The organism is Paenibacillus sp. FSL K6-1330 (assembly GCF_037976825.1).
Lineage (GTDB): Bacteria > Bacillota > Bacilli > Paenibacillales > Paenibacillaceae > Paenibacillus_AQ.
Genome location: NZ_CP150269.1, coordinates 1,823,703 through 1,850,449, shown reverse-complemented (window position 1 = coordinate 1,850,449; position 26,747 = coordinate 1,823,703). Strand labels below are relative to the sequence as shown.

Here is a 26,747-nt window from a genome sequence, read left to right as displayed (position 1 = left end):
AATGAATATTTACACATTCAGCGATGAAGAACAATTTGTACAAACAGCCGCTAACCAGATCTCCAGCCTGCTCCACACCAATCCGCGCGCCACACTGGGACTGGCTACAGGAAGCACGCCGGTCGGGCTCTATAACAAGCTGATTGAAATGAATCGTCAAGGCCTGGTCAGCTTCGCCCAAACCACAACATATAATTTGGATGAATATGTAGGCCTTCCCGAGAATCATCCGGAGAGCTACCGCACCTTCATGAATGAGAAGTTCTTTAATCATGTGGACATCCAGATCGAACGGACCCATGTACCAAACGGCAACGCCACCAATCCGGAAGAAGAATGCTTGAATTACGATAAAATGCTGGAAGAATTCGGCCCGGTTGATCTCCAGCTTCTAGGCCTTGGACATAACGGACATATCGGTTTCAACGAACCTGGCGAATCCTTAAGCGGCGGTACGCATGTGGTTGAGCTGCAGGAGAAAACACGTCACGCCAACGCAAGGTTCTTCCCTACCCTGGATGATGTGCCAACCCATGCGATTACGATGGGTGTTGCTACGATCATGAAAGCCCGTCAAATCCTTCTTCTCGTCCGCGGTGAGGATAAAGCAGAAATTGTTCAACGCGCATTGAAAGGACCGATTACCACAGAGTGTCCGGCATCGCTGCTTCAATGTCATCCGAACGTGGTTGTCCTTCTGGATCAAGGCGCAGGGAGACTGCTGGTATGAGTGGCGAACGAAAAGAATCTGTCCAACTGCTGTATGGTCAAGTCCTGACGCCAAACGGCATCTGCAAAGACGGCGTGCTGGCCATTCAAGGAGAGAGCATTTCATACGCCGGTGATACTTCCGGGCTCCCTGCTGATCTGAAGCAGGCAGCAGCGGAAGTGATCAATCAACCGGATGGCTACATTATTCCCGGTTTTATTGATATCCACGTACACGGGGGTAACGGTGAAGATTTCATGGATGCCACCAAGGATGTCCTGGATAAAATCACGTCGTTCCACAGCTCTCAGGGCACTACGGCCATGCTTGCTACCACGATGACGGCCCCTAAGGCAGCCATCGACCATGTATTGCAAGAAGTTAACGACTACCAGAGCCAAGATATGCCTTACACAAGACTGGTAGGCGTACATCTGGAAGGCCCTTTTATCAGTCCAAAATGGCCTGGCGCACAAAATCCGGAGCATATCGTCCATGCTAATATCGACTGGCTGGAAGAGTGGGTGTCTAAATACCCTGACCTGGTTCGCCAGGTGACGCTGGCACCGGAGCGTGAGGGAGCACTAGAGGCTGTCTCTTGGCTGAACAACCACGGGATCGTGGCCGCCTTGGGGCATACGGATGCCACCTATGAGGAAGTCGAGGCCGCCGTGGAAGCAGGTCTTAGCCATGGTGTGCATACGTTTAATGCAATGACAGGACTGCATCACCGCAAGCCTGGCGTGGTGGGCGCAATGCTGAGTGATGATCGCTTAAGCTGCGAGATTATCGCTGACGGTATCCATGTCCACCCCGCAGCCATTCGGATTCTGGCCCGTATGAAGCAAGACGGAAATCTGATTCTGATTACCGATGCGATGTCCGCGACTGGTATGGCTGACGGCGAATATACGCTGGGTGACCTGCCAGTTGTTGTGGAGAACGGCATCGCCACGCTCAAGAGCAACAGAGACAGTCTGGCTGGCAGTACGCTGACGATGATCAAAGGCTTTCAGCTGTTGGTCCGAGAGGTTGGATTGAGCATTGAACAGGCTTCCCGCGTCGGAAGTCTTAATCCCGCCACAAAAATCGGTATCGCTGATCTTACAGGCTCTCTTGAAGCCGGCAAGCTTGCCGACGTGCTAATGCTTACAAGTGATCTAGAGCTTCAAGGCGTTTGGATTCAAGGACAACGCAAACATTAATCTGATTGATGATTGCATATAGCAAACAAAGCAAAGGAGCTGCCTTTTTAGGGATAATTTCATTCCTAAAGGGCAGCTCCTTTTGGTATAGAGGTTTTACCGGCTGTTACGATTACCGCCAAACCAACCGTCATCCGTATCATTCTTCATCAGGTTGCCGCGGGTATCGTTCATGCCGTCACGACCGCCAAGGTTCAGTGGAAATACACGGTTAATCCACGTGCCGAAATCGCGGGAAAGCGTTCCAACCGTGTTCGCTGCACGACCGTCCGTTCCAAAACGATTAGCATGCTGATAAAATCCTTCATCTGTGGAAACATATACTTGACTGATATGTGGAGCGGTTTTGCGAATCTTGCTCGTAATTTCATGACGAACATGCTGAGGAACCTCTTCACGAGTGCTCATCATACCCATGTTATTATTGTTGTAAGTGCCATAAGGAACGCCATTAATGCCTGTTCCCATATAAGTGTTATTAGTCGTTCCCCTAGTTCCTGTAAGGCTGTTGGTTCGTATACCGTCAGTACCCATAAGTCCATCAGTACGTGTTCCCGTAAGTCCATCCGTGCGTGTACCCATAAGTCCGTCAGTGCGTGTTCCCATAATTCCATCAGTGCGTGTGCCGTTAGTACCCATAAGTCCATTTGAGCGTGTTCCGTTTAACGTATTATAATTGCTGCCGCCAAATCCGCCACGGGTCGTTGTTCCATTTACGCCAAATCCACGGTTATCGGCTGTTCGGCCAAGACCTGTTGTATTGTCCACTGCGCGTCTTGTATCATTTGCCATGCCTCGCAGAAGACCTACGCTGCCTGTACTTGAAGTGCCGAAGGTACGATTTCTAACATTCGTTGTGTTTGTGCCCGTCATCGTACGGTCAGTGGCACGATTTGCACCCGTGCTCATACCCGTCACATGACCATTAATGTTGTTCGTGTTATTAGTGTTGTTGGTGTTCATGCCCTCCCTGGACAGCGAGACATACGCATTGCGGTTCGTCACGAATACGTGGGCTGTACCTAAACCACTGATATCCGAAACTTTTTTCGACAGCGTCTTGCTGTATTTCAGGTTGGTCAGGTCATGCTGCTGCGTGCTGCGGACATTCTGATTGTTCCGTACGGAATTCACACCGATACGGCCACCGTCCACATTTTTCGTACGTGTTGTGTTGCCGTCATTGGCGTTACCGCATCCTGCTACTGCAGCCATACTGAGCAGCAATGCCGTGGAGACGGTCAGGTTGAGGGCCTTGGATTTAATCATGATTCATCCTCCATCTCTATAATGAGTGTAGTAACATCGTATAGGATGACCTTGCGGCAGAAGTGGTATGCTGAAAGGTTTTAACATGGAAGATAAATGCTAACTAGACCTTTAATGCACCAAAAAACGCCGATTAAAGCATTCAGCATCGGCGTTTCATTCCATTATAAATTCTTGGTCTTATTCAGCTAAACGAAAACAAATTAGGGCAAGCCCTTTAATCCCCTTGCTCTCCTAGCGGTGTTAGAACTTGTTCAAGCCAAGCTATGTTGTCCTGATACCATCGGATCGTCGCACGAATGCCGCTTTCATAATTATATTGGGGAGTCCAACCAAGCTCCTTCCTTATCTTATCAGCATTAATCGCATAACGACGATCATGTCCTAGGCGATCTTCAATGTGCTGAATCAATGATTCAGGTTTGTTCAGTTCAGTCAGGATCGTACGGATGACCTGCAAATTATTCCTTTCATTGTGTCCTCCAATATTATATATTTCTCCATCAACGCCGCGGCGCAAAACCAGATCGATTGCCCGGCAATGATCTTCTACGTACAGCCAATCGCGAACGTTCAAACCGTCGCCATACACCGGAAGGGGCTTGTTATGCAAAGCATTGTAAATGATAAGCGGTATTAGCTTTTCAGGATACTGATATGGGCCGTAATTATTTGAACAGCGCGTGATATTGATCGGTAATCCAAACGTCTCATAATAAGCTCGAACAAGCAAATCGGCGCCTGCTTTGCTTGCAGAATAAGGACTGTTGGGTTGAAGCGGTGATTCTTCGGTAAATAATCCATTGGCTCCAAGCGTTCCGTAAACTTCATCCGTAGAAACCTGAACAAACTTGCAGACACCATATTGCCTGGACAAATCGAGGAGCGTCTGAGTTCCAATCACATTCGTCATGACAAATAATTCAGGCTGCACTATGCTTCGATCGACATGAGACTCAGCTGCAAAATTTACTACCGCATCAACCCCCTTTTTGAAGAGCGGTTCAACTGCCGCCCGGTCTCTTATGTCCGCTTTCACAAAGCGATATTGGGGATTCGTCTGTACATCCATAAGATTGCCTGAATGGCCGGCATAAGTTAATAAATCCACATTAATAAATTCGTCATGCGGATGTTGAGACAGCATATATCGTATAAAGTTACTGCCTATAAATCCCGCACCGCCTGTGACAACGATCTTCATGCCACCTCACCCCTCGTATATATAGTTATTTTCTGCCAAAGCCAATCGAGGATGCTTTGAATCTTTGTCTGAGAGAACAGGTTTGTTCACAGGCCAATCGATATTAAGATCCGGATCGTTCCAGGCTATACCTCGATCATGCTCTGGCGAATAGTAGGCATCGACCTTGTATATGACCTCCGTATCGTGAACAAGGGTACAAAAACCATGGGCAAATCCTTTGGGAACGAGAAGTTGAAGGTAATTGGCTGCAGATAAGATAAAACCTTGCCATTGTCCATAGGTAGGAGAGCCCGACCGAATATCAACGACCACATCATAGATCGCCCCGCTTACAACGCGGATTAATTTCGTCTGTCCCTCGGGAGACAGTTGGTAATGCAGTCCTCTAATAACACCCGCCTCACGTGACATCGAGTGATTGTCCTGAATAAAATGGTCGTTAATGCCGCATCCTTTAAGAACTCGATCATTGAAACTTTCCATAAAAAATCCCCGATGGTCTTGGTGAACGGCCGGTTCAATCCGTTTCACGCCTTGGAGCTTTGTATCCGTGATTTTCATCTGCTGCCTCCGGTACATGGATTAGAGAGAGCTTTACCGAAAACGTCGGTTGCCGCTCTCTCAATTATTTATATGTCTAATCCCAAATTAGGATATAGGCAATGCTCTCCCCCATGTAAAAATCCCGATCGCTGCTGCAGATCGAGATTTCGATATGATATATATGAGATCTATCCTAAGTCGATTCTTATCTTCTCTTTAACTTCTTCCAGCAGGCTTAGCACTTCTTCCAAACGGTCCCCTTTCACGATGATCTGGCCGATTCGGTCTGTGCCAACCCTGAATTTATTTACCTTCTCGCCTATATGATAATCAAATGATATTTGAATAATATTCTCATGCTGATCATTTCCGTTCTCAAGTCCAGTAATATCCCCATCTTTATCGGAGATCAGTAGTTCACACGCACAAGGCTGTGAAGTATGAGAGGGAAATGACGGATTCATACGAAGAGCAGCCTTGATGATCTGCTCATAGTAATCGAATCCATAGAAAGTGGACACCAGTTCGGGTAAGCATGTAGCTCCTGCTCTGCCTCCGATTTCAAGAACATACACATGCCCGTCTTTCAAAATAAAATCCGCATTGATTGCGCAATGATTTAATTTCAGCGCTTCGATACTTTGTTTCAACTGGGAAAACAGATCCTGCTGCACTTCTTCGGGCAATTCATATGGGACATAATGACCGATGGGAACACCGGTATCCCCATAAAAGACGAAATCCCCGTGCGGCATGATGAATTGAATTTGGTTATCGTAAACGAATGCCTGTGCGCCGAACTCGGTTCCTTCAATAAACTCTTCAACGATGAAAAAATCCAGTTTCGTATCCTTGCGCACGGTTTCAAATGCGTATTCCACATGGGCGATATCCGCAACCTTCACAATTCCCTTGCTTGCTCCCCCGTCCACTGCCTTAAAGATAAGCGGCGGCGACAATACTTCGAAAGCGCTGTAAGCTTCCTGCAAGGTTTGGACTTTCAGAAATCGGGCCGTTCGTACGCCATGTTTCATAAAAGCCTGTTTCATCTTCCATTTATTTGAGGAGAGTAGAGCGGATTCATAACTCAATCCGCTTACTCCCAATTCATCCACTACTTTGCCAATCGACTTGACGGCCACATCCGTCCCCGTTGTACAGATTCCATGAATTCCTTCAAGACGGGCGATTTCAACTACCTTATCCATATCGGTTGTATCCTCATAATAAAACTTGTCAGCCTGGGCAAATCCCGGGTAGTTTCCATAGCGGCTCACAACAATGACGTACAACCCCATTCTTTTCGCAGTTTCGATTAATGGAAGCTGAGAGATTCCTGCACCTAGAACCAACAGTTTTCTCATGGCTTAAACTCCCTTATACGGGTTATGATCCGATCCATATCCTCTTCTGTGATATTCGGATGAATGGGAAGAGTTAGAATTCTTTTCCAGATCTCTGAGGATAGCGGCACGATGGCTTTTAAATGCAGGTAGCTAGGATGCAGGTGACATGGATAGTAATGAACACCCGTCGCGATATTGTGTTCCTGCAAGTGGCCAATCATGCGATCTCTCGAGTTTTCTTTGCTGAATTTAACTTGGAACAAATGCCAGGAGCTATGAGCATACATTTGTTCCTGAGGAAGTTCCAGCCATTCCAAGTCATTTAATTCGGATTGGTAGTGAGCCGCTATTTCCTTTCGTCTTCCGTTCAGTTGGTGCAGCTTTTTTAACTGAACGAGCCCGATGGCAGCCTGCATATCATTCATATGATATTTATACCCTACGTCATCAACGAAATACTGCCATGCATACACCTTTTCATGCGACGATCGTATCCACGTATCCCGGGAGATACCAACCCACCGCTTCTCACGCAGCTTACGATTCATCCACTCTGTATTGCAGGTGATCGCCCCGCCTTCACCACTCGTCAAATTTTTGACTGCGTGAAAACTGAAGCAGGTAATATCGCTGATCGAGCCGATCTTTTTGCCTTTATATTCGGCACCGCATGCATGCGCAGCATCTTCTACTACCTTGATTCCATTGGCATGCGCCAACTCATGGATAGTATCCATATCGCAGGGATGCCCGCCCATGTGAACGACGATAATTGCCTTGGTTTTATCTGTTATCTTCCGTTTGATATCTTCCGGTGATATGTTCATCGTATCGGGTTCAATATCCGCAAAAACCGGCGTTGCTCCCACATAACTAACCGCATGGACAGTGGATATGAACGTGATGGAAGGCACGATGACCTCGTCACCCGGCCCAATACCCAAAATGTCCATGGCCAGATGGAGCGCGGCCGTACCAGAATTTAGCGCAACCGCGAAACGGCTGCCGACATACTTGGCAAATTCCTGCTCGAACTGTTCCGTTTTGGGGCCAAGTCCAAGCCATCCTGACCGTAAAACATCTGCCACAGCGTCGATCTCCTCTTGACCTATACTCGGTTGAAGAACGGGTATCAGCTTATGGTCCAAGTGAACCTCTCCTTTCATAATCCCTCGTCATTCCGACATTAGAATTTGTGAACGCCATCGTTCGGCGCAAGCTTCCACTGAAAAATTCGCCCATGCTACTTGTTCGGCATGTTCTGCAATGCTCTGGCGCAGTTCCGGTTGCTCTATCAGTTGGACCATAGCTTCATACCAATCATCACCAGTACTGGAAACAATCAGACCGTTTTCCTTTCCGGTTACCCATTCTTCGTAAGCTGGAGAGGAAGTATAAATTCCCGGAATCCTACAGGCGGAATATTCTCGGAATTTATTGTTGCTTTTGCAATCATGCAGCAGCGTTCGTTCCAACGGAGCCAACCCGATATCCCAGTTTGACTGATAGAGGCGTTTCAGAAATTTTTTATAGTTCTCGTCATAAGATTCCGTATAGACCTGTGGCTTCTCTCTGAGTTCATCAGGAACATACCCGCAGAACTCCATTCTGATTTTATCCCCATATTTCCCGATGATTTTAATCAATGCACTGGTAACCGGTTCAAAAGCCGCCTGTTTTTTTCCGCCTTCATACCCGATCACAACTTTACCTTCTTCCTTGCGGTTCTTTCTTAACCCGGAGATAGCAGCGAAATCAACGCTTCCCGGAAAATAGACGATTTTCTGGGGACTAAAATGCGTATCAAGATGTTTGGCAAAAAAACCGGAAGCAACCTTTACGATTTGGGCGTTTTTCAGAAATTTAACATACGTCTTTCTTCGTGAGGAATCATGATAATATCTTCCCATATCCGACCCCGGAGACATCGCAATAAAATGGTCGTCGATCACGTACACCGTTTTTTTTCCCATCTCCCGGGCCATTTCCAGAAACTTATATGCTTCAGGCTGAACCGTTCGGAAGAAGAGCACGATATCCGCATCAGCTAGCCTTGATCTGTCCATCTCATTATCGGATCTGACGTCAAATTCGCAGACTCCCATCTTCTGCAGATGGCGAAGCGGCTGCTCAATGCCGATTTTATAGGAAGCGATTTTATCCGATCCGATGATGAGAACGTTTATATCCCCTCTTTTCCCCATGTTCCCGCTCTCTCCCCCGATTTTACGTTTTGAATATGAATTTCTTCCAGTTATCGATGCATGTCTGAAGTGCAAAATGCTGCCGAGCTGCCCTTTGCGCATTCTCCTTGATTCGCTGCCGCATCTCTGGATCTTCGATCATGGCCTTGATTCCCTCATACCAATGCTCCTCGTTATGCTCAACTAGGTAGCCTGTTTCCCCTTGCTCGACCCAATGCATATAAACAGGAGACTTCGAGTATATACCCGGAATACCGCAGGCGCCGTATTCACGGAATTTCGTATTCGTTTTGCCTTTGTTAAATGAATTGTTAGCGAGGGGCGCAATTCCGATGTTCCAGTTGCTTTGATTTAATTTCTTCATGAATTCCTTGTATTCCATCCCCCCGCCTTCATACTTAACGCTTGGATGTTCCGCCAATGAAGGCGGAAGGTAGCCAAAAAATTCCAGTCTCACAAATCCCCCGTAGTAATCCAGAATTTTGTTCAGAGCGGAAATGACGGGAACGAAATCTTCCTCTTTGTCCCCTCCTGCATAACCGATGACAACTTGCTCCTGACTCTTATCTCCCCTGTCGTTCTGATCCAGCCACTCAAAATCAATGCTGGCAGGAAAATAAATGACATGTCTATTGTATCGCTCATGAATATAGGTGCCGAGATCAGGCGCATCTACTTTAATGATTTGCGTGTTTTTCAAAAACTTAATAAACGTCTCTCTTCGGATCGGATCGTTATAATATTCCCCGACTGAAGTCGTCGGCTGAATCTCCAAGAAATTATCATCAATAACATATACCGTCCTTTTTTTCAGCTGATGGGCCATCTCCAGTAATGCATAAGCAGCTGGCTCAACATTACGAACAAATACGATCGTGTTTGCGGCAGCAACCATTTCATGGGTCACATCGGTTTCCAATTTCACGTCGAATTGCAGATTCTCTTGTTTTTTCAGTGCACTAAGGGGCTGAATAACGCCGATTTCAAGCGAAGGTATCATGCCTGCCGCGATAACGAGAACATCCATCTTTGGCAGCTCCGACTCGATAACGGCCACAGCGTTATGAGACCTTTTCTGGGCTTCCGCACGCCCTTGTGCAAAACCTTCCTCTTTTCCTCGCTGAAAACCATCCATACTCCCTATTTGATATGCGCTAAGACGAACAGGTCGGCGTTTTCCTTTTCCAACTCGCTTTCGAGGCCTTGTTTTTTTTCTTAAAGCCATCTTATCCTTCTCCTTTATAAGCTTCTTGATGACCGGCCTCCATACCCTCCGCATAACCAACGTTAAATCCTTCGTTATACGCTTTGTCAAACCCCGCATCATAGGATTGGTTATAGTCGACTGCATTTTGAACCGGAGCTATTCTTCCCGGCCCCCTCCTTCTCTTTCCTCCAGAAGCTCTATTTATCCCCTTACCTCTTAAACCTCTTCCACGGATACCTTTTCTTTTCAATCTGAGCGATACACCGCCATTTTTTCTCCGTGCTTTCATCCATCTCACCCTCTGCTCTTTATTAAATGTTATCTGCCTTAATTACCGGAGGAGAAATGATCGGAGCTTCCTCCTCATATTTCTGAACCTCTTGCTCGTTCACTAGCAATGGCTCGTAAGAATCAAGGTGCCAAGCAGCCACTGCGAGCCGATTCATGAATCGGTGCAGTCTCTTCCCCTTGTACTGATATACACTGTCATTCTTAAGTTTGATCAGCCTGCCTTCTTGCTCCCATGAATCCGATGAGAAATATACAGTCTTCACACGCCCAATGGCGTCCTCCGCAGAAATACCATCCCCAAGCGGCCAGCAACGCAGATCAACCTGTGAAACTCGGACTGGCTGAATTCCGCTGGCACCATGAACCGGATACCTGATCCCGTTCTCTATCCAATACGTTTTCGAACTGGCGCCTCTCACGAAGATACATGTCGGATACAAATCAATGGTACGCAGCTTTATCGTGCTGTTCATGTTTTGCTGCCACTTCAGGGACAACATATCATGGGGATCTCCCCATTTACTGGAGTAGAACGTAAGATTATTTGCATACACTTGTTCGAATTTGGAATTTAACGTCTTCATACTGACGCTGCCGTAATGATGAATAAACGTATCCTTTGCTATAACTAGCTGCATGCCAAGAAGCCGGGCACGCAGCCCATAATCGTCGTCTTCACAGTTTCCAATCTCAAAACCTTCGTCAAAAAAACCCAATCGGTTAAAGTCATCTCGCCGAATCAACATGCAAAAACCCGTCAATCGTTCTGTCGCGATCCAGCTGTTCGCATTAGATTGATTGTATGATTTGGAGAATTGCTGCATCTCAGCTATATCTTGGTAGCTAACATGGATCAGTTGATCTCCGCTGATATAATTTGTCACCGGTCCGACAATTCCGAACCGTGAGTCGCTTTGCAAACAGTTGAGCAAATTCGAGAGCCAGTTGGTCGTTACTACGGAATCATTATTTAAGATCATCAACGTTGTTCCTTTTGCCATCATAAGTCCCTGATTGACAGCACCTGCAAAGCCTAAATTTTCTTCATTAATTTGAAAGCGGAGTCCTTGGGAGGATTTGAGAAATTCTGCTGTACCGTCATCAGATGCATTATCAATAATAATGAGTTCATACGGCGCATCAGTATAGTGGAGGATACTTTCAATGCATTCTTTTAAATAGTCAAGCTGATTATAGGTCGGCACAATGATACTTGTACCTTGGAAGACATTTGTGAATTGGGTTATTCCCACATGCCGCCCACGGGAATATCCATCCTTGTAGCCGGAATTGAATCCTTTGTTAAATCCGTCGTTGTAACCATTTCTTTTATGATTGCTCATCTGATTCATAAGGTTGACTCTCCATTGGTTAATGAATCAGCCAAATGCCCGAAATCAATGGCGACTTTCCCGAGCTCTGAGGCTATGCGCTCTGTAATGATAACAGCCGGAATGCCGGCACCCACAAGTGCGATGTCGAATGGATGACCTCGAATTTCATTCATTGTTCTTGGAATATCGTACATTCCTTCCACGGGAGCAACCGTGCCGGTCACCTTGATTCCGCGATCTGACAACACCCGTGAAAGACCAGGAGCAGAATTGCCCACAACGAGAACTCGACGTCCTGCAAGGATCCCAGGCAACAAACCTTCCAAATGTAATGCATAGTTGACTGTCGATAAGGTTAGCTGTAACTTTCGATAATCAATGCCGTGAGCTTTAAACACGGAAAAGCACAGAGGTTGGAAGTTTGGCAATCTTAATTTGGGAATTCCAACGATATCTGCATTTCTCACAGAGGCTGCCAGCAGATCCCTTGCTATTAGATCGGGTAAACTAACACCGGCGTAGCTTAAAAAATGTCCTTCTTTCCGCACCTCATCCTCGTTCAAAACCATTTCCTGCGCAAGCGTAAGCAATTCTCCATCCCCTAAACGGATAACAGACAACGGGGAACTTGAGTCTAAAGCTTCTTTAATCCTTCCCGCAACTTCCGCCGCGCTCATAAGACGATAATACTGAGAACTCAGTTGCTTCATACCTTCTTCAATAATATGGCGAATTGAAATTTCAGGGAGAACCTCGAGCTCCGGTAGAATCGAGTCCACAATACCTTCTCCTCCATCATAGTATCCCTTCGCGTACCCCTCTCCCGAGCTTGGTTTGACCTTCGTTTCGGGTACGGAATGCTGCTGCGACCTCATCATGGCCTCGTCATAGCCGGTATCAAAACCTTCATTAAAAGAAGCTGCAGCTTGCTCCAACAATTTCTGGGTGCACTCGTTTGGTGCATGGGATCTTGTTCTTTGAAGAGTTAACTTCCGCTTAGGTCGCCTCTTTACCAACCTTTTTCTTTTTTTTTCCAAGTGCTGCCGTATGATGATCACCCCGTCTTACGCACAATATATTCTTTAGAATTCATTAGGAAACGGGTATAACAATCCATTTTGACCCGACAACTAGGGGAAAATAGTACGAAGCATCAAACCTAAACGTTTATGATAGGTATGATCCTTTCTTGTTCTCATAAAGCCGTTCAACGCAATTCGCTGTCTCTCTTCCTCATGACGCAAATAATAGTCGATTTTATCCATCAATTCACCATAAGAACCATAGGTCTCTATCTCCGATCCTGGGGAATATAACTGGCTCATATCATGGCGGATATCCGATAACTGAAGTGTGCCACAGCCGGATATTTCAAATGTGCGGGGATTAACGGAAAGCGCCTGTACTTTTCTACTGTTGGCATTGATCGTATCATCATCTGATGAACGGTGCTGGTTGATCACAATTTTGGCACCATTATAATAGGTGGCCGTATCCTCTGGCGTCATCCAATCTCCGAGTTTGATCTTGTCAGACAGCTGGGCGTAATGCTGCATCCGGTCCCACCACCATCCAGAGATAACCACTTTTTTATTTTTCAGAATCGGGGCTAGATGATCCATTAACTCCACTCTGTTCCAATACGCTGTTCCAATAAAACAGATATCGGTTTGATATGAGGTGGGTACATGCTTCGGGTAAAATACATTAGGATTGACTGCAAAAGGCAAATGATAGACGTGTTCACAACCTAAATCTCGATAAAAAGATACGCAGTTTGATTCAAGCGTAAAAATGTAATCGTAACGGGGAGCGATCGATACCGTCCAGTCCGTATAGTACGGGTCGTCAGTAAACCAAATGGCCGTTTTAAATCCGCTATCCCGCAGCTCCTTGAGCGTATCAGCTTCCAAAACAACTCCGTTTAACGCTAGTACTAGATCCGGCTGAAATTTCTTAGCCAAAAGAACGATATCATCTGAAGGATTTGCAACCGAAAGACTTCGAACCAGTACCTTTAAAGCTTCAGTCACCGCTTGATCAAGCGCAGGATACGGAACGCCAATGCCTGTGGTGACATAGAGAATTCGGAGATCCCGGATCGGCTCCTCTTCCTTGGGTAAAGATCGTATAACTGCATCGGAAAAACCAATCCGGTACCCCTCTCTCCGCCCCTCTGTAAAACCGTTTCTGTATCCTTCCATGTGAGCCGATTGTTCCTCTCCCTGAAGCAACAAATGATCATTCATTATTCTCATGCAGTCATGCCTCCGGACTTATTCATTCCAAATATTGAGTTCTCTACAATCGGCCACTGGCTTGGTATAAGGACTGGAAGGTTCCTGCATCCGTCCACCATCCCTCTAAAATGTCATAGGCAAGTTTCCCCTTCGACGCGTACACATTGTTAACGTCTGTTATTTCCAATTCACCTCGTGCCGATGGTTTAATGGCTCGGATCGTTTCAAACACAGTCGAATCATACATATAAATACCGGTTACACAATAATCAGATTGGGGTTCCTCCGGTTTTTCTTCAATCATTACGATGTTGTCTTTCTCCAAGACTGGAACTCCGTATCGCTTTGGATCATGAACTTTCTTCAGAAGTACACGCGCCCCATCGGCTTGTTTTTCAAAATCTTGAACATAAGTGGTTAGATGATCTTCAAACAGATTATCCCCAAGAAGTACCACGAACTTTTCGCCTGGTGTTACGAACGGTTCGGCAAGGTATAAAGCTTGGGCAATCCCCCCGGCTTCTTCCTGGATTTTAAACGTGGCATTTACTCCCCACTCTTTTCCACTGCCGATCAGGTCTATATATAAACCCGCAGATTGCTTGCCGATCACAATGAGAATATCTTCAATACCCGCTTTTTTGAATTTCTCTATTCCGTGACATATCATCGGAACTTTCCCGACAGGCAGCAGATGTTTATTTATGACTTTGGTCAATGGATAAAGACGGGTGCCCGTACCTCCTGCCAGAATGACGCCTTTCATATAACCCTTCCTTTCGCAAACTATATAATTATACATAGATCGTTGGATCGACGCCCCATTTATCAATAAACTTCTGTCTGTTTATATCAACAAGATGCTTCACTTTACTCATGTCCTGCTTGGCAAAGCTGGCACTCCCATGATGAAAAACAAAGACATCCCCAGCTATCCTGAACGTATATCCCGCATTCCTGGCCCGGTGACAATAATCATCGTCCTCATAATGACCCGGGGAATAACGTTCGTCCAGCAGTCCGATGCGGTCCATTAACTCCCGTTTAAACAGGAAGCACATTCCGACGATTCGTTCCACCTGTAGCCACTTTTTCGCATCCGGCTCATTCAGCTGGCTCGACATCTCTTCCAAACTGGTATAAGGCATATCGATCTGTTGCTTGCCGCTCGCATAGTTGGTAAGTGGTCCGACGATACCGATATTCGTTTCGCTGTTCAAACAATTCAACATATTCTGTAACCAGTTGCGGGTGACAATGACATCATTATTCAGCAGAAGTATCGTATCGCCGGTTGCGATTTTTAATCCCTTGTTGCATGCTGCCGGAAAGCCAACGTTACTTGCCAATGAAATGAAGGTAATCCCCTCCTGACGGCAAATATCAACGGTACCGTCGGAGGAACCATTATCGACAACAATGATCTCATAGGGCTCTTTCGTATGAAGTTTAATGGAATAAATACAATCCTTTAGCAGATCCTTTCCATTGAAAGTTGGAATAATGATACTTGTTTTTTGCATAGCTTCCACCTTCTAAACCTTGGTTAGCTGCCTTTGTCTAATCTGATCCGAAAAAGATAGCCGTGATCCCTTTAAATCGAATGCTGTTTTTAGAGCTTCGATATGATCTCCAATGATCAAATCGGAAACAGCATTCTGTAGTCCGACATTTCGAGCCCGGAGTCGATTTTTTGAAATAACGTCTACACTGGCCGGTGCATTTATTTTTAAACCCTTTTCAAGGGCGATGACTTGCGCTTTCGGTGGGACGGATAAATTGGCGTACCCAATGATCTGCGCTGCTTCTTTCTTGATCGCGTGAGGCACCGCCGTAAGCGAATTCGCTTCGAGGTCCGCCCTGCCCATGGATCGGTTAATAAACTCCTTAACTATGGTTACGTAGTCTCTTTTGGAAAACATCCCGATCCATGGAGAAATATCATTTAAGGCAATATCGCTACCTTGTTCAATGGCATCGATGAACGGTACGAGATGCTCGGCTAATATCGGAACATCTCCATCAAGGAACAGCAGAATTTCAGAATCGGCCAACTTCGCCCCAACTGCTCTGCCAACATCGTGTCCCAAAGCTTGTTTATAGTGCACAATAATCGCTTTCGATTGGTTACGGATCATTTCAAAGCTTTCATCGGTTGATCCGTTCACCACAAAAATGATCTCATGTAGTGGCAGCCGATGAAGCTGTTCCAGCAATTGTAAAATCGTATCTTTCTCGTTCATCACCAAGACAATTGCCGCTACTCTTTTGTCCGTTGGCAGGAGTACTGCATTTCCTAGATAGATTCCAGAATGCTTACGGTGTCCTTCCACAAATTTAGACGCCGCCGCATGGTAAATCTCCCATGGTAGCGGCCTAACTGAATGGTACCAGCGGTTCCAACTCTCATTCAATTTGATATGGGGGTCAGTATCTTCACGCTCAATATCTTCATGGACTGCTTGTTGATAACCGACAGTGTATGCTTTCTCTTTCCAATAGTCGATAACTCCGTTTGAACTCAGACGATTCTTGAACATCCGAGCCCCTAATTTATGGCGGCTGCGTTTGTTCTTGGCACTTTTTCTTTTACTTATTGGCTTCATTGCTCTTCTAAAAGAATATGAGGCTGGCATCATAACTCGTCTCTGCTTTCTTCGCACCATCCCATCACCACACGCTTTCTCTTTTTCGTGTGAGATCCGACCGATTTCCCCGCATGCCGGATTTAGAGATTAACCAATCTATCGCCTCCAAATGATCCCCAACGATCAAGGTTTCAAGGGGATCATTTCCTCTGGTTCTACCCCTTCTGGGGTTTCTTCTTCCCACATCCACGTAATGGACCCCTCGTACCTTCAAACCATTATAAATGGCCATTGCTTGAGCTTTCGGGGGGACAGCCAAATTGTCGATGCCAATCAGATTTATGGCTTTACGGCTCATTGCATGTGGAATCGTTGTTAACGAAGCTCCTTTCAATTCGGGATTGGAAACCAAAATGTTTAACGTATGCTTGGCGAGGATCACGCTGTGAACGTGATGCTTGTCGGTTGGACCCAAATACTTGTTCAAAGCTACATCCACACCTTCTTCCACAGCTTTCGTCAAAGGCGTCAAATCACTTGCTTGAATAACAATGTCTGCATCGGTAAACAGCAAGATGTCTCCTCTAGCCGCTGCAGCGCCGATACTTCGTCCCACATCATGACCGAGCGGAAAGGGCATGTGAATCACCCTCGCTCCGATGCTTTGAGCAATTTCGGCTGTACCGTCCGTTGAACCATTGGCAACAACGATAACCTCCGTGTCGGGGTGCACTTGATAGGCTTGCCGAATGACTGCCGCGATGGTCTTCGATTCGTTCATAGCAGGAATGATGACGGATACCTTCGGAAGCTCCGCATTTTTGATTGAGGACAGGGATCTTCTCCTCTTTGTTCTGTTAACGGGACTCGAAGGACTTCGTTTCTTCATGTTTCTCACCTGCCAAGTTTGGATTAAGAAGACTTCCCCCTCATTTTATGTATAGGTTTTTTTACTGTAACGGCATTCGTACCTGAGGTGAAATAAATTGGGTTGAGCGTATGGACCAATAAACATACCAACTCTATCTACATTGAATAAACTAGAGCATTAAAAAGAAAGGAAGTGAAGACTTATCAGAACTTTCAGAGCATTATTACTAGGCCGAAACGAGGTACCACCTGTAAGAACGATAGCCTTTGGAAATGCGGTTTTTCGGGTAAACAGAACGGGTACCCAACTGCGATTCAGACTTGTGGTCAATAATATTAACCGTGTTACCCAAGCTCATATTCATCTCGGAAGAGTCGGACAAAACGGTCCCATTGTCGCCTTCTTGTTTGGCCCTTCAAAGTTCGGCATATCCGTAAGACGTGGAGTTATTCGGGGTGTCCTGACAAACCAAGATTTGATCGGTCCTCTGCAAGGCAGAACGATTCGCGACCTGATCCGTGAATTCGAACGCGGTAATGCCTATGCCAACGTGCATACCATCCAAAATCGGGATGGGGAAATTCGCGGCCAGATCCGGCGATAGAAGCACATCATCATATGGAACAACTTTGACTCTTTAGCCTAAAGTTAGAGCCCCATTGGTTCCCCATGATAAATTCGCATGGATATCAGCAATTCGTTCGAGAACGATCCACGTCTTGGCAGTAGGAACGTAGGCTTTAACCCTATCTGTTCTTTCAACCTCTCAAAAATGTGCATTTTATCTCATTCATCTGCCTTAACATAACTTTCTTCCATTGCATTAACTGTTACTAGATTAAGAATACAAAACCTTAATCAATTCTATATAAGGAGGTAGACGTGATGGCCATTATTTCGGTCTTCCCTTCACCTACAGGGACGCCAATTGCAACTGCGGTAGCTTCAGCTGTCGCTGGTGATGTCGTATTGGTTAATGATGGAACGTATCCAGAGCCGGCGGTGACTGTAGCGACTTCCAACGTAAAAGTTATAGCTAAAAATGAAGGTTCGGCGATACGCCAAGGACTCAACGCTGCGGCAAGTGCGTTCATTGTCACGGCAGCTACGGGGGTTGAAATTAACGGATTTAAGATTCAAAACTACACGGCCGATGCGATTGATGTTACCGCTGGTACCAATCACCGCATTATTGGCAATACCATTAACAACACGCTTGGTATTGGCATTGATTTAGCTGCCGGTACCGGTCATGTAGCGTGGAGAAACAGTGTTCAAGACGCAGGCGGCGCTGCTGGAATCAACGTAGTAAGCACCGACAGCTGGATCGTACAGAATGTATCCTTCAGCAATACAAGTGTGGGTATTTTGTTGGCCGGCGCCAATAATGCGGCTATCGGTAATACTGTCTCTCAAAACGGCACGATCGGCATCTCGAGCACCGCAGCGAACAATCTGTTATTCGGCAACACGGTCTCGCAAAACGGAACAAGCGGAATCACCGTTGCAGCAGCAAACAACGTACTGATACGCAACAACGTGGAAAATAATACAGGGATCGGCGTTTCGATCACAACCGGGGATAACGGATATCTTGGAGCCAACGATTCCGATGGTAACACTCAAACCGGTATCGCAATTGCCACGGATTTTAACAGTGTGGAATTCAACGAGATGGAGCTCAATAAGAATTTTGGACTCCTCATTTCTGGCGATGAAAACACCGCATTCGGAAATCGGTTCACCGGTAACACTCCAACTCAAATCTCCGTAACAGGTACAGATAATAACTTGTTCTAAATTCCTTGTTTCACGTATGGCTTTTACGCTTGCTCTCCTCGTGAGGGCAAGCACTATTTTTCAACTGCGTTACCCGCAAGGGCATCCAGTAATCATTGTTGATTGGGGGTCACTAAATGAGAAGAATTCTTGTGGTCGGCTCAGAGGGAACCGCATCGTACCAAATCATTCTTCTCCCACCTCTCCGTTATCTGGAAGGACAAGGATACTGCAGTTTTAAGATCCTTCCTCATAAACAGGTAACCCGATCTATCATTTCTTCATACGATATTATTTTGTTTCTAAGAAGCATTGAGCCAGCAGCGCTCCAATGTTTAGAATGGGCACACCGTGAGGGAAAGAAGACCGTATACGTCATTGACGACCATTTTCTCGCGATCCCTCAAACCACTCGTCTTGGCCAGATATACGCAAAACCCGCTTATAAAAAAACCTATACTTACTTTCTAAGAAATGTACACATGGTCAAAGTAGAATCACCCGTCTTTCGCGAAGTGATTAAGAAGCAATTCACTCCTAAAGTGATCTATTTTCCAGGGAGTATCGATCTTTCATTTACAAAATTGTCCAGAGGTCCGAAAAAGGAAGATCGACTCGTGATCGGATACGAAGGTGCAAAAAAAGAGAGTTCTTTCCGACCCGTTATTCCCGCATTGAAGCGTATACTTAAGGAATACGGAGATTTTGTCAGACTGGAGTTCTATGGGTACTGTCCTGAAGAATTGAAGGGTCATCCTAATGTCTCGCATTGTAAACATAATGAAAATTACAGCCAGTTCATGCAGCGGTTGTATCGGGCCAATTGGGATATCGGTCTTGCACCCATGGATGATGATCTGTTCTACCACTGCAAAAGTAATGTGAAATTCCGCGACTACGCATCCTGCCGCATTCCCGGCATTTATTCATTATCCCCCATATACCGTGATTGGGTATTCCACAAAAAAACGGGTTATTTTGTTCCTCAAACAGAGCAAGGTTGGTACGCCGGGATTAAAGAATTGATCGAAAATCCCAAACTTCGGAAAAAAATTTCACAAAAGGCCGCAAAGGCCGTGGCCAAGAACTTTACGGTCAAGCAGTGTGCAGAAAATTGGAGGGCTCTGTTTCAAGGCCTGCTCGACGTACCATAGAACCTGTAATAGATTAGATGATGATCTTGTCCTATGATCTCGATGGAGAGGTGATGGCATGCCTACAATTCAAGATGCAACGTTGGTTCTTAACCAGTATTATGATATCAAAAAGCCGAAAATCGAATGGATTCAGAACGAGCCGGATAAAGCGGTGTGGAAGGTAATCAATAACAACGAAACCTATATCCTTAAATCGGACTATAGATCAAGTAAAACGTTCACCCCTTCAATCACTCTACAATACGCGCTATCCCAACAAGGGTTAAAGGTGCCTGATGTTATCGCCACGAATCAACGGAAACTATGTACGAAACAAGGAAAGCATCGTTATTATTTGTCTAGATATATCTCTGGCGGTCCTGCATCGATAATTGACCGCGTAAGGGTAATCGGAGATTTTCATCAACACGCCAGGTACCCAAGTTCACTCACACCCAAACATAATCCGGACGACTTGAAGGTCGGAATAAACAGGTGGATATCTGAGTATCAATTCAAATTAAAAGAATTGATGAAATGGAAAGACCAGTACTCCTTGAAGTATATTCAACCATGTATACAATTAGCTGAGAAATGTATAAGAGTTTCTTCCCGGAGAGCGCCCCTCCTCGCTGACCATCTCAAATCCGTGAGCAAAAGAAGATGGGTCGTACATGGGGATCTAACCCATTTAAACGCAATAAAAACAACATCAGGAGATATATGGATTATTGACCTGGAGCATTCAAGAATTGACTCTCCCATCAAGGATATCCGTTATTTATTACCGAGGATTGTGTTGTCTTCATATTATAAAGAGTATTTTGCGAAATTCCCTGAGGGGAAGTCTTTTGAAGAACTCTACTATATAGACGCGATTTTTCCTTACAGCCTCTACTACTACCTCGGCGGATCGATCAGGCAAAGGAAACTGCCCCTGAAGAGTTCCCGGGTACAGGAGGTTGTATTAGACGAACTGAAGAAGGATGATATCGTAAGCAGGCATTTGGGTGGCGTTAAATAAAACATTTTTCCTTCCACCACACTAACAACCGCCATTTCATAAAGGCATAACGAAGGGGCCGTTGTACGACAACAGCCCCTAAGATACATATTAGCGTTTCAATCTTTTCATAACTGGCTTATTGTGATGCTTGCTCCAATTAAAAAATTCATTATTACGGATATTGCCATTGATCGCGGTAAATGGAACGTTATTCTTCCAGGCAACGTAATTAAAGCTGATTTGGTCTCTTTTACTATAACTTATGATTTGTCTCCACCATGTGGTCATTGCCCCCGTAACGATAGGATCATTATGGCGTCTTAGGATCACGCCGGACTCAATTAGTCCGTTATCCCTCGGATATCCCGCATTCTTATACAAGGCTACTTGTTTTAATATGACTTCTTTCTTATCCTTCCCCAAGGCAATACAAGCTTCAGCTTCTTTATAAATACAATTCCGATGTGAATGTTTGTAGAACACGAGCGGTGAGGCGCTATATTTTTCAATAAACCGATCGATATCTCCGACAATTCGGATATTCCCGTCAACCCAAACACTGTGTTTGTAGGTCGGGAATAATAAGTGTGGCATAACTTTTACCCATCTAGCTTGACGGGCCGTATCAGCGAATATTTTATCTAACTTAATCATTTTCCAGGTTCCGGACTTTAATTTCGGATTATCCGTGAAACAATAGTAATCACAATGCTTGCTCATTTGTAAAGGATCCTGTAGCTTATCGTAATTACCGGTTATCGCTGTGTATATTACGTTTTTTCGTTGATTACTTGTGATGATTTGTCGTCTGCAAGCTAATAGCCATTTTAATTTTGCCCTTGTTTCTTTGAGCAATCGATGATCGACCATTTTTTGTATCGATTGCTTAATCCTTTCCACGCCGTGTTTGCGAATGAGGGCAGCTTTCCCATTCTGTGCTAATCGCTTCCTTCTATCCTTTCCAAAGCTTGCCGACTTTTGATGATAAATATAACAATGAGTGGCAACCTTTAATTTAAAGTTGGCAGCGCGGGCACGAAGACAATAATCATCTTCTTCCCCGTAACCTATCGGAAAGTTCTTTTCATCGAAATACCCGATTTTGTCTATGACTTCCTTCTTGATCATTAAACAGAAGCCGTTCAAAAACATGACTCTCGGAAAATTCTTATCGGAGGATTGATAGACAAGCTCGGCCATTTGTTCGATCGTCAAGTTGGGCTCCAATCCATTACGGTTCCAGTCCCGATGGGGAATGGATTGCCAGCTGGCTGCATTAGACAGCGGACCGACGATACCGATCCTGCGATCGGATTCCATGGTTTCCGTCAGCCTTTCCAACCACTGACTGGTTACGATCGTGTCGCTGTTGAGAAGGACGCAGTATCGCGATGTTGACTGTTTTAATCCTTGATTCGCAGAAGCCGTATAGCCTTGCGGTTTATCGTGTCGAATTAATGTATAGTGAAATTGTCGTGTGTACTGTTCCAGATATCGCTTTGTGGTTTGATCGCTTCCATCATCTATGATAATTACATTAATTTTTTGTGTCGTATTATTTTGAATGGAGTTCAAACATTGTTTTACCGCATTCAAACCGTTATGCACACAAATGACAACATCAATCAATCCCTTCCCTCCCTTCCCCGCTATCTTTGATCGACACAACCGGGGATAAACTTTTCTCCAATCGCTTATGTCCGCCGAGCAATACAATGTTTCCTTTAATCGACCGAGTCACATTTTTCGTGTCATACAGCAAAGCGGCATGCTCAGCAATAAACTGGTAATCGATCGTACTATGATCGGTAGTAATAACGACCAGGTCGGCGGAGGCAATCAGATCCGGCAAAAGTTCTATGGAGGATATCCTGTGGCCATTGTCTATAAACCATGGAATGAGCGGGTCATAATAGGTTACAGCAGCCCCCTTCTGCTGTAGAAGCCTGAACACTTCGAGTGCAGGCGATTCTCGCATATCGTTGACATCCTTTTTATAAGCCATTCCAATGCATATAATATTTGAGTTTTTTAGCGGCTTTTCATTGTCATTGAGTATGTCGGTAATCTGCGATATGACATATCGGGGCATATTGCTGTTGATATCGCTGGTCAATTCAATAAATTTGTTATAGAAGCCGAACTTTTTAGCTCTCCATGACAGATAGGTCGGATCGATCGGGATGCAGTGGCCACCGATCCCCGGCCCTGGGAAAAAGGGGATGTAACCAAACGGCTTGGTCGAAGCAGCGTCGATCACTTCCCAGATGTTAATCCCCATTCGATCACACATGAGCGTCAGCTCGTTCACAAGCGCTATGTTAACACTTCGAAACGTGTTCTCGAGCAACTTAACCATTTCGGCCGCGGCCGTTGAGCTTACTGGTATCACGTTATCCAAAAAAGAACGGTAAAATTGAAGGCCAAGATGGGTACATTCCTCCGTGATTCCACCTAAGATTTTAGGTGTGTTTTTTACATTGAATTTACGGTTTCCAGGGTCCACTCTTTCCGGAGAATAACATACAAAAACATCCTTACCCGCTTCCCATTGCGTATTGGCTTCAATCACATTCTTAATTAATTCTTCGGTCGTTCCGGGATAGGTGGTGCTTTCCAAAATAATGAGCGTATCTCTCGAAGCATACCGGATGATGGAATCAACCGCTGACCGAATCATGGAAACGTCAGGATCTCTGTTGATGTTAAGCGGAGTGGGCAAGCAAATAACGATGATATCTGCTTCAGCCAGCACTGAAAACTCATGAACGGCATACAGGCGCTGATGGATCAAAGAATCGATATCTTCATCCTTTATATCCGTAACATACGATTTTCCGCGTTGTAACTGTTCCGTTTTATTCTTATCGATGTCAATTCCGTACACCCTGTAATTGGCTCTTGCCGCCTCCACTGCCACAGATAGTCCGACGTAACCAAGACCGATCACGGCCACCGTTGCCGTCTTGGTTTCTATTTTATGCAAGATTTCGCTCATCCTGGTTGTCCATCCTTTCTTGAAGAGTAAGTCCTTGTTCAAAAAACACCCATGATGAAATTACCGGGCGATCATGAATTTCCTTCTCCTGATAAAATATGAAATACACCTGAGAGAAGCAACGGCGAATTCACCAGACATATTACCCATGTCATTCCTTTTCGTCCGGTACATACAGAAAAGACAGCGAACGGTTTCGCTGTCGTCAGTAAACAAGTCATATTTTCTTACATTCCGTAAAGTATGTTAATTATTCTTCCGGATTCTCCCTCAGCAGACGCTCCGCCAATATTGCAGGCTTCTCTAATCTTTGTTGAATCATAGGCCAGTTCTCCTTCGTAGCCGTATGAATAACCATGTCATAGGATACGCCTCTAATGGTAAGGCCATTACGTTCAATTCCGGTCCGGGGCAAACCGCAGTTATCATGAAAAGAAACGACACTCGCATTATCAATAACCGTGTTGGAGAACACACTGGACAAACCCAGAATATCAAACGCAACGTGAAAAATAAGCCATACGCTGGCAGGAGCGGCAGGGATCGAATCGGAAATAATCCATCTTCCCCAATTCCCGGCTTGACCATCAATATCATAGATCGCTATGGTTCCGATAGGTACGCCCGAGAGAAGCTCAATGCAGAAGTAATAGTCGCCTTCTCTGTGAAAATATTGTTTCAACCATGATTCATGAGTAGAATAACGAGAATCGATTTCTCCAATATACCTGGATAAATCAGGGGATCTTCTTAGTTTGAAAATAAAATCAGCGTCGTCCATCGTAATGGGTCTTAATCGAATCCCAAAGCGTTCAACTTTGATGTTGTGCTTCACGACTTCACCTCAATGATCTTGGCGATGTCATCCAAGCTTTGAATTCCCGCTACTTCCCTAATGGAGAAGCGAACATCAAATTGTTCTTCAAGACGAAGAATGAGTTCCATATGTTTTAAAGAATCCCAATTCGCCAGCTCTTCCCGCTTTGGATTATCATGAGGCGGTAATGCAGTGTTTAATACCTCGGATAAGATCGACCCGATTTGTTTGCGTAATTCTGTAGTCATCGATTTACCTCCACTCTAGCAGGATGACTTCCGCAAGCTGCTTTTACACGTGCATAGAGATCTTTAAGCGCCAGTTGTTCAGGCGAGCCTGTAACAAAACGCTTTATCCAGTCCAAGGCAGGAGCATTTCGCGGCCCCTGAGCCATTTCGATATTGATACGCTGCACCCCTCGATCCATTAATTTCTCCAAGATCCAGGCAAAGGCTACCGTTTCAATCTCACGGCCAAGCGCCCTGCAGCTAAAAAGCGTTTCGATTAAATGCGCTTGCTCACCATCCAACCGGCATATAAAAGCGCCGATAATTCCACTGTCTGACAGTATATCGGAGAGGCGAATCGTAATCGTAGCATATTTCGAGGCATTCATAACGTCATTCGCCTCCACTTCTGTCATCCGCCTTAATGCCAGGTTAAACTGATTCGTTTTATGACTTAATTCATGCAGCCGCGTGACATGGGAAGCTTCATTCTCATAGATGGTTACAACCATGTTCAAGCTGTCTAAATAGGAACGATAATCCGATGCTGATTGTCTAATCTTCTCCCTTGTCTGATTGGCCTGAATATCGGTTGTTCTGGATACGGCCATGTTATCCTGGTGAAGTTGATATAATCCGGGAAAATGACATAATCCAAACATCGTTTCTTCACCGTTTTGCTTTGCTCGTAAAAGACGAACCTCTGGCAGTACAGCGGCCATCTTCACCAACTCTGCCGGATTGTCATCCACAAACACGAAAGCAGACGGGTCAATATTCAGTATTCGCGCCAAGCGATTCAGATTTTCTGCTTTTGTCTGCCAATTCGCGCAGACAGCGGCAAAATCGTCCCATCTCAGCGGGAAATCGCTCCGAGTGTCAAACAGAGCCTTAACATCTTCTTCTTCATTACGGCTGCATAACGTGAGCAGCACTCCCGATTGTTTAAGTTTGAGCAGCAGCCTTTGCAACCGATGATGACCTTCCGTTAAAGCTACCCCTTCAGCCCCTTCCTCTCCCAATACCCCGTGATAAAGCGTATCATCAAGATCAAGAGCAATCGCTTTAAGTCTCGGAACACAGGAAGCGGGTAAGAGATGTACACCAAGGTGACGGGAGATAATTATCGTTGCCTGATTGGAAAATGGATAGCTGCTGATTTCCTCGTTCCGATAATCATAGAAGGACTCGGTACCTTCATGGGCCAATTCAGCTAAATCGATCAGAACACATCCTGTGTTGTTCTCAACGGACTCCAACAAATACGAATTTAACTTCCGGAACCATCCACGGTCACTGGCACGGAAGCTGAGCACCCTATCGGCATCTTCCAAGGACTCCGGCCAGTTATTTATCCAGATTGGTTTATCCGTTACCATACGCAGTTTAACGATCCGTTCATTCAGCCAATGTGCAGCTTCCTGTGCGCTCATTGAGCTGGCGTAGATCCGCCAATCTAACCAGATGATATATACATCCGCCTGAGTTTCCCCTCCAATATCGGACAGAGCGCTATCATAATCAGAGTAATCAAAACAGACATCAGCCTCCCATAATCCGCAAAACGGAGGCATCAAATTGGCAACAAACTCAAAGGGCATCGTTCTGTCGACTCGTATTCGGAAGGTTCGATTGCATGGGAGCTTAGGGCTTCCTGCAATCCGAGCCCTGGAGGGAAGGGAGCACAGCAGAGAATCCGCTAAATCTAGATAGGTTAACACATGATTCATTCCTATACCTCCCTCCTGTTGTTAGAGCATTGACCTGCCC

Annotated in this window: 26 protein-coding genes; 6 read left to right on the top strand and 20 right to left on the bottom strand. The window is 45.4% G+C overall.

Annotated elements, in window-relative coordinates; translation table 11 throughout:
* Position 1: 1 nt before the first annotated feature.
* Both nagB and nagA read left to right on the top strand, forming a co-directional pair.
* On the top strand, positions 2 to 730 hold the full coding sequence (gene nagB, locus NYE54_RS08020; RefSeq protein WP_339271381.1) for a glucosamine-6-phosphate deaminase: 729 nt from the start codon (positions 2 to 4) through the stop codon (positions 728 to 730).
* The gene (nagA, locus tag NYE54_RS08015; protein ID WP_339271379.1) at positions 727 to 1,914 is read left to right on the top strand and encodes an N-acetylglucosamine-6-phosphate deacetylase; all 1,188 of its coding nucleotides are present in this window, start codon (positions 727 to 729) and stop codon (positions 1,912 to 1,914) included. The genes nagB and nagA overlap by 4 nt, the downstream gene beginning before the upstream one ends.
* Before the next feature lie 96 nt (positions 1,915 to 2,010).
* On the opposite strand, the gene NYE54_RS08010 is transcribed toward nagA, so the two are convergent.
* The 15 genes from NYE54_RS08010 to NYE54_RS07940 all read right to left on the bottom strand — a co-directional run bounded on the left by NYE54_RS08010 (position 2,011) and on the right by NYE54_RS07940 (position 17,032).
* Complete coding sequence (locus NYE54_RS08010) at positions 2,011 to 3,183, bottom strand: YhcN/YlaJ family sporulation lipoprotein (RefSeq protein WP_339271377.1); 1,173 nt, start codon at positions 3,181 to 3,183, stop codon at positions 2,011 to 2,013.
* A 217-nt stretch (positions 3,184 to 3,400) separates the two neighbouring features.
* A complete protein-coding gene (rfbB, locus tag NYE54_RS08005) occupies positions 3,401 to 4,387 on the bottom strand; it encodes a dTDP-glucose 4,6-dehydratase (RefSeq protein ID WP_339271375.1) in 987 nt (328 codons plus the stop codon).
* A 6-nt stretch (positions 4,388 to 4,393) separates the two neighbouring features.
* A complete protein-coding gene (gene rfbC / locus NYE54_RS08000) occupies positions 4,394 to 4,951 on the bottom strand; it encodes a dTDP-4-dehydrorhamnose 3,5-epimerase (RefSeq protein ID WP_339271374.1) in 558 nt (185 codons plus the stop codon).
* A gap of 170 nt (positions 4,952 to 5,121) precedes the next feature.
* The gene (locus NYE54_RS07995; RefSeq protein WP_339271372.1) at positions 5,122 to 6,297 is read right to left on the bottom strand and encodes an ATP-grasp domain-containing protein; all 1,176 of its coding nucleotides are present in this window, start codon (positions 6,295 to 6,297) and stop codon (positions 5,122 to 5,124) included.
* Positions 6,294 to 7,427, bottom strand: coding sequence for a DegT/DnrJ/EryC1/StrS aminotransferase family protein (locus tag NYE54_RS07990; RefSeq protein ID WP_339271370.1), 1,134 nt, complete (start codon positions 7,425 to 7,427; stop codon positions 6,294 to 6,296). The genes NYE54_RS07995 and NYE54_RS07990 overlap by 4 nt, the downstream gene beginning before the upstream one ends.
* A 27-nt stretch (positions 7,428 to 7,454) precedes the next feature.
* A complete protein-coding gene (locus tag NYE54_RS07985; protein WP_339271369.1) occupies positions 7,455 to 8,483 on the bottom strand; it encodes a glycosyltransferase in 1,029 nt (342 codons plus the stop codon).
* A 22-nt stretch (positions 8,484 to 8,505) separates the two neighbouring features.
* Entirely contained in the window at positions 8,506 to 9,708 is a 1,203-nt protein-coding gene (locus NYE54_RS07980; RefSeq protein WP_339271368.1) for a glycosyltransferase, read from the bottom strand.
* Position 9,709: 1 nt separating this feature from the next.
* Positions 9,710 to 9,979, bottom strand: a complete 270-nt coding sequence (locus NYE54_RS07975) for a hypothetical protein (protein ID WP_339271367.1) — start codon at positions 9,977 to 9,979, stop codon at positions 9,710 to 9,712.
* 22 nt (positions 9,980 to 10,001) lie between these two features.
* Entirely contained in the window at positions 10,002 to 11,333 is a 1,332-nt protein-coding gene (locus NYE54_RS07970; RefSeq protein ID WP_339271365.1) for a glycosyltransferase family 2 protein, read from the bottom strand.
* A complete protein-coding gene (locus tag NYE54_RS07965; RefSeq protein ID WP_339271363.1) occupies positions 11,330 to 12,253 on the bottom strand; it encodes a GT-D fold domain-containing glycosyltransferase in 924 nt (307 codons plus the stop codon). The genes NYE54_RS07970 and NYE54_RS07965 overlap by 4 nt, the downstream gene beginning before the upstream one ends.
* A 192-nt stretch (positions 12,254 to 12,445) precedes the next feature.
* Positions 12,446 to 13,573 carry a DUF3880 domain-containing protein gene (locus NYE54_RS07960; protein WP_339271361.1) on the bottom strand — a complete coding sequence of 376 codons (1,128 nt, stop codon included), beginning with the start codon at positions 13,571 to 13,573 and terminating at the stop codon, positions 12,446 to 12,448.
* Positions 13,574 to 13,616: 43 nt separating this feature from the next.
* Entirely contained in the window at positions 13,617 to 14,321 is a 705-nt protein-coding gene (locus tag NYE54_RS07955; RefSeq protein WP_339271359.1) for a sugar phosphate nucleotidyltransferase, read from the bottom strand.
* A 28-nt stretch (positions 14,322 to 14,349) separates the two neighbouring features.
* Positions 14,350 to 15,078: a glycosyltransferase family 2 protein gene (locus NYE54_RS07950; protein WP_339271357.1), complete on the bottom strand. Its 729-nt coding sequence runs from the start codon at positions 15,076 to 15,078 to the stop codon at positions 14,350 to 14,352.
* A gap of 12 nt (positions 15,079 to 15,090) precedes the next feature.
* The gene (locus NYE54_RS07945; RefSeq protein WP_339271355.1) at positions 15,091 to 16,194 is read right to left on the bottom strand and encodes a glycosyltransferase family A protein; all 1,104 of its coding nucleotides are present in this window, start codon (positions 16,192 to 16,194) and stop codon (positions 15,091 to 15,093) included.
* Positions 16,195 to 16,225: 31 nt separating this feature from the next.
* Positions 16,226 to 17,032 (bottom strand): glycosyltransferase, encoded by an 807-nt coding sequence (locus NYE54_RS07940; RefSeq protein WP_076323057.1) that lies wholly within the window; start codon positions 17,030 to 17,032, stop codon positions 16,226 to 16,228.
* A 184-nt stretch (positions 17,033 to 17,216) separates the two neighbouring features.
* Here NYE54_RS07940 and NYE54_RS07935 point away from each other — a divergent pair, with 184 nt between their 5' ends.
* The 4 genes from NYE54_RS07935 (at position 17,217) to NYE54_RS07920 (ending at position 20,953) form a co-directional block, all read left to right on the top strand.
* Complete coding sequence (locus tag NYE54_RS07935) at positions 17,217 to 17,618, top strand: CHRD domain-containing protein (protein ID WP_339273430.1); 402 nt, start codon at positions 17,217 to 17,219, stop codon at positions 17,616 to 17,618.
* Positions 17,619 to 17,899: 281 nt separating this feature from the next.
* Positions 17,900 to 18,814, top strand: a complete 915-nt coding sequence (locus tag NYE54_RS07930) for a right-handed parallel beta-helix repeat-containing protein (RefSeq protein WP_339271352.1) — start codon at positions 17,900 to 17,902, stop codon at positions 18,812 to 18,814.
* Between the two features lie 116 nt (positions 18,815 to 18,930).
* Positions 18,931 to 19,947, top strand: coding sequence for a glycosyltransferase (locus NYE54_RS07925; RefSeq protein ID WP_339271350.1), 1,017 nt, complete (start codon positions 18,931 to 18,933; stop codon positions 19,945 to 19,947).
* 58 nt (positions 19,948 to 20,005) lie between these two features.
* Positions 20,006 to 20,953: a phosphotransferase gene (locus tag NYE54_RS07920; protein WP_339271348.1), complete on the top strand. Its 948-nt coding sequence runs from the start codon at positions 20,006 to 20,008 to the stop codon at positions 20,951 to 20,953.
* Positions 20,954 to 21,043: 90 nt separating this feature from the next.
* On the opposite strand, the gene NYE54_RS07915 is transcribed toward NYE54_RS07920, so the two are convergent.
* The 5 genes from NYE54_RS07915 to NYE54_RS07895 form a co-directional block, all read right to left on the bottom strand.
* Positions 21,044 to 22,564, bottom strand: coding sequence for a glycosyltransferase (locus NYE54_RS07915; protein WP_339271346.1), 1,521 nt, complete (start codon positions 22,562 to 22,564; stop codon positions 21,044 to 21,046).
* Entirely contained in the window at positions 22,557 to 23,933 is a 1,377-nt protein-coding gene (locus NYE54_RS07910) for a nucleotide sugar dehydrogenase (RefSeq protein WP_339271345.1), read from the bottom strand. Before NYE54_RS07910 ends, NYE54_RS07915 begins: the two co-directional genes overlap by 8 nt.
* A 250-nt stretch (positions 23,934 to 24,183) precedes the next feature.
* Complete coding sequence (locus NYE54_RS07905; protein WP_076323052.1) at positions 24,184 to 24,768, bottom strand: GNAT family protein; 585 nt, start codon at positions 24,766 to 24,768, stop codon at positions 24,184 to 24,186.
* Positions 24,765 to 24,998, bottom strand: a complete 234-nt coding sequence (locus NYE54_RS07900; RefSeq protein ID WP_076323051.1) for an acyl carrier protein — start codon at positions 24,996 to 24,998, stop codon at positions 24,765 to 24,767. The genes NYE54_RS07905 and NYE54_RS07900 overlap by 4 nt, the downstream gene beginning before the upstream one ends.
* Complete coding sequence (locus tag NYE54_RS07895; protein WP_339271343.1) at positions 24,995 to 26,707, bottom strand: HAD-IIIC family phosphatase; 1,713 nt, start codon at positions 26,705 to 26,707, stop codon at positions 24,995 to 24,997. Before NYE54_RS07895 ends, NYE54_RS07900 begins: the two co-directional genes overlap by 4 nt.
* Positions 26,708 to 26,747: the final 40 nt, after the last annotated feature.

Excerpts from the sequence above, each read along its gene's own strand:
- nagB (WP_339271381.1), top strand. The coding sequence starts at position 2 with ATGAATATTTACACATTCAGCGATGAAGAACAATTTGTACAAACAGCC.
- nagA (WP_339271379.1), top strand. The coding sequence starts at position 727 with ATGAGTGGCGAACGAAAAGAATCTGTCCAACTGCTGTATGGTCAAGTC.
- NYE54_RS08010 (WP_339271377.1), bottom strand. The coding sequence starts at position 3,183 with ATGATTAAATCCAAGGCCCTCAACCTGACCGTCTCCACGGCATTGCTG.
- rfbB (WP_339271375.1), bottom strand. The coding sequence starts at position 4,387 with ATGAAGATCGTTGTCACAGGCGGTGCGGGATTTATAGGCAGTAACTTT.
- rfbC (WP_339271374.1), bottom strand. The coding sequence starts at position 4,951 with ATGAAAATCACGGATACAAAGCTCCAAGGCGTGAAACGGATTGAACCG.
- NYE54_RS07995 (WP_339271372.1), bottom strand. The coding sequence starts at position 6,297 with ATGAGAAAACTGTTGGTTCTAGGTGCAGGAATCTCTCAGCTTCCATTA.
- NYE54_RS07985 (WP_339271369.1), bottom strand. The coding sequence starts at position 8,483 with ATGGGGAAAAGAGGGGATATAAACGTTCTCATCATCGGATCGGATAAA.
- NYE54_RS07980 (WP_339271368.1), bottom strand. The coding sequence starts at position 9,708 with ATGGCTTTAAGAAAAAAAACAAGGCCTCGAAAGCGAGTTGGAAAAGGA.
- NYE54_RS07975 (WP_339271367.1), bottom strand. The coding sequence starts at position 9,979 with ATGAAAGCACGGAGAAAAAATGGCGGTGTATCGCTCAGATTGAAAAGA.
- NYE54_RS07970 (WP_339271365.1), bottom strand. The coding sequence starts at position 11,333 with ATGAATCAGATGAGCAATCATAAAAGAAATGGTTACAACGACGGATTT.
- NYE54_RS07960 (WP_339271361.1), bottom strand. The coding sequence starts at position 13,573 with ATGAGAATAATGAATGATCATTTGTTGCTTCAGGGAGAGGAACAATCG.
- NYE54_RS07955 (WP_339271359.1), bottom strand. The coding sequence starts at position 14,321 with ATGAAAGGCGTCATTCTGGCAGGAGGTACGGGCACCCGTCTTTATCCA.
- NYE54_RS07950 (WP_339271357.1), bottom strand. The coding sequence starts at position 15,078 with ATGCAAAAAACAAGTATCATTATTCCAACTTTCAATGGAAAGGATCTG.
- NYE54_RS07945 (WP_339271355.1), bottom strand. The coding sequence starts at position 16,194 with ATGATGCCAGCCTCATATTCTTTTAGAAGAGCAATGAAGCCAATAAGT.
- NYE54_RS07940 (WP_076323057.1), bottom strand. The coding sequence starts at position 17,032 with ATGAAGAAACGAAGTCCTTCGAGTCCCGTTAACAGAACAAAGAGGAGA.
- NYE54_RS07930 (WP_339271352.1), top strand. The coding sequence starts at position 17,900 with ATGGCCATTATTTCGGTCTTCCCTTCACCTACAGGGACGCCAATTGCA.
- NYE54_RS07925 (WP_339271350.1), top strand. The coding sequence starts at position 18,931 with ATGAGAAGAATTCTTGTGGTCGGCTCAGAGGGAACCGCATCGTACCAA.
- NYE54_RS07920 (WP_339271348.1), top strand. The coding sequence starts at position 20,006 with ATGCCTACAATTCAAGATGCAACGTTGGTTCTTAACCAGTATTATGAT.
- NYE54_RS07910 (WP_339271345.1), bottom strand. The coding sequence starts at position 23,933 with ATGAGCGAAATCTTGCATAAAATAGAAACCAAGACGGCAACGGTGGCC.
- NYE54_RS07900 (WP_076323051.1), bottom strand. The coding sequence starts at position 24,998 with ATGACTACAGAATTACGCAAACAAATCGGGTCGATCTTATCCGAGGTA.
- NYE54_RS07895 (WP_339271343.1), bottom strand. The coding sequence starts at position 26,707 with ATGAATCATGTGTTAACCTATCTAGATTTAGCGGATTCTCTGCTGTGC.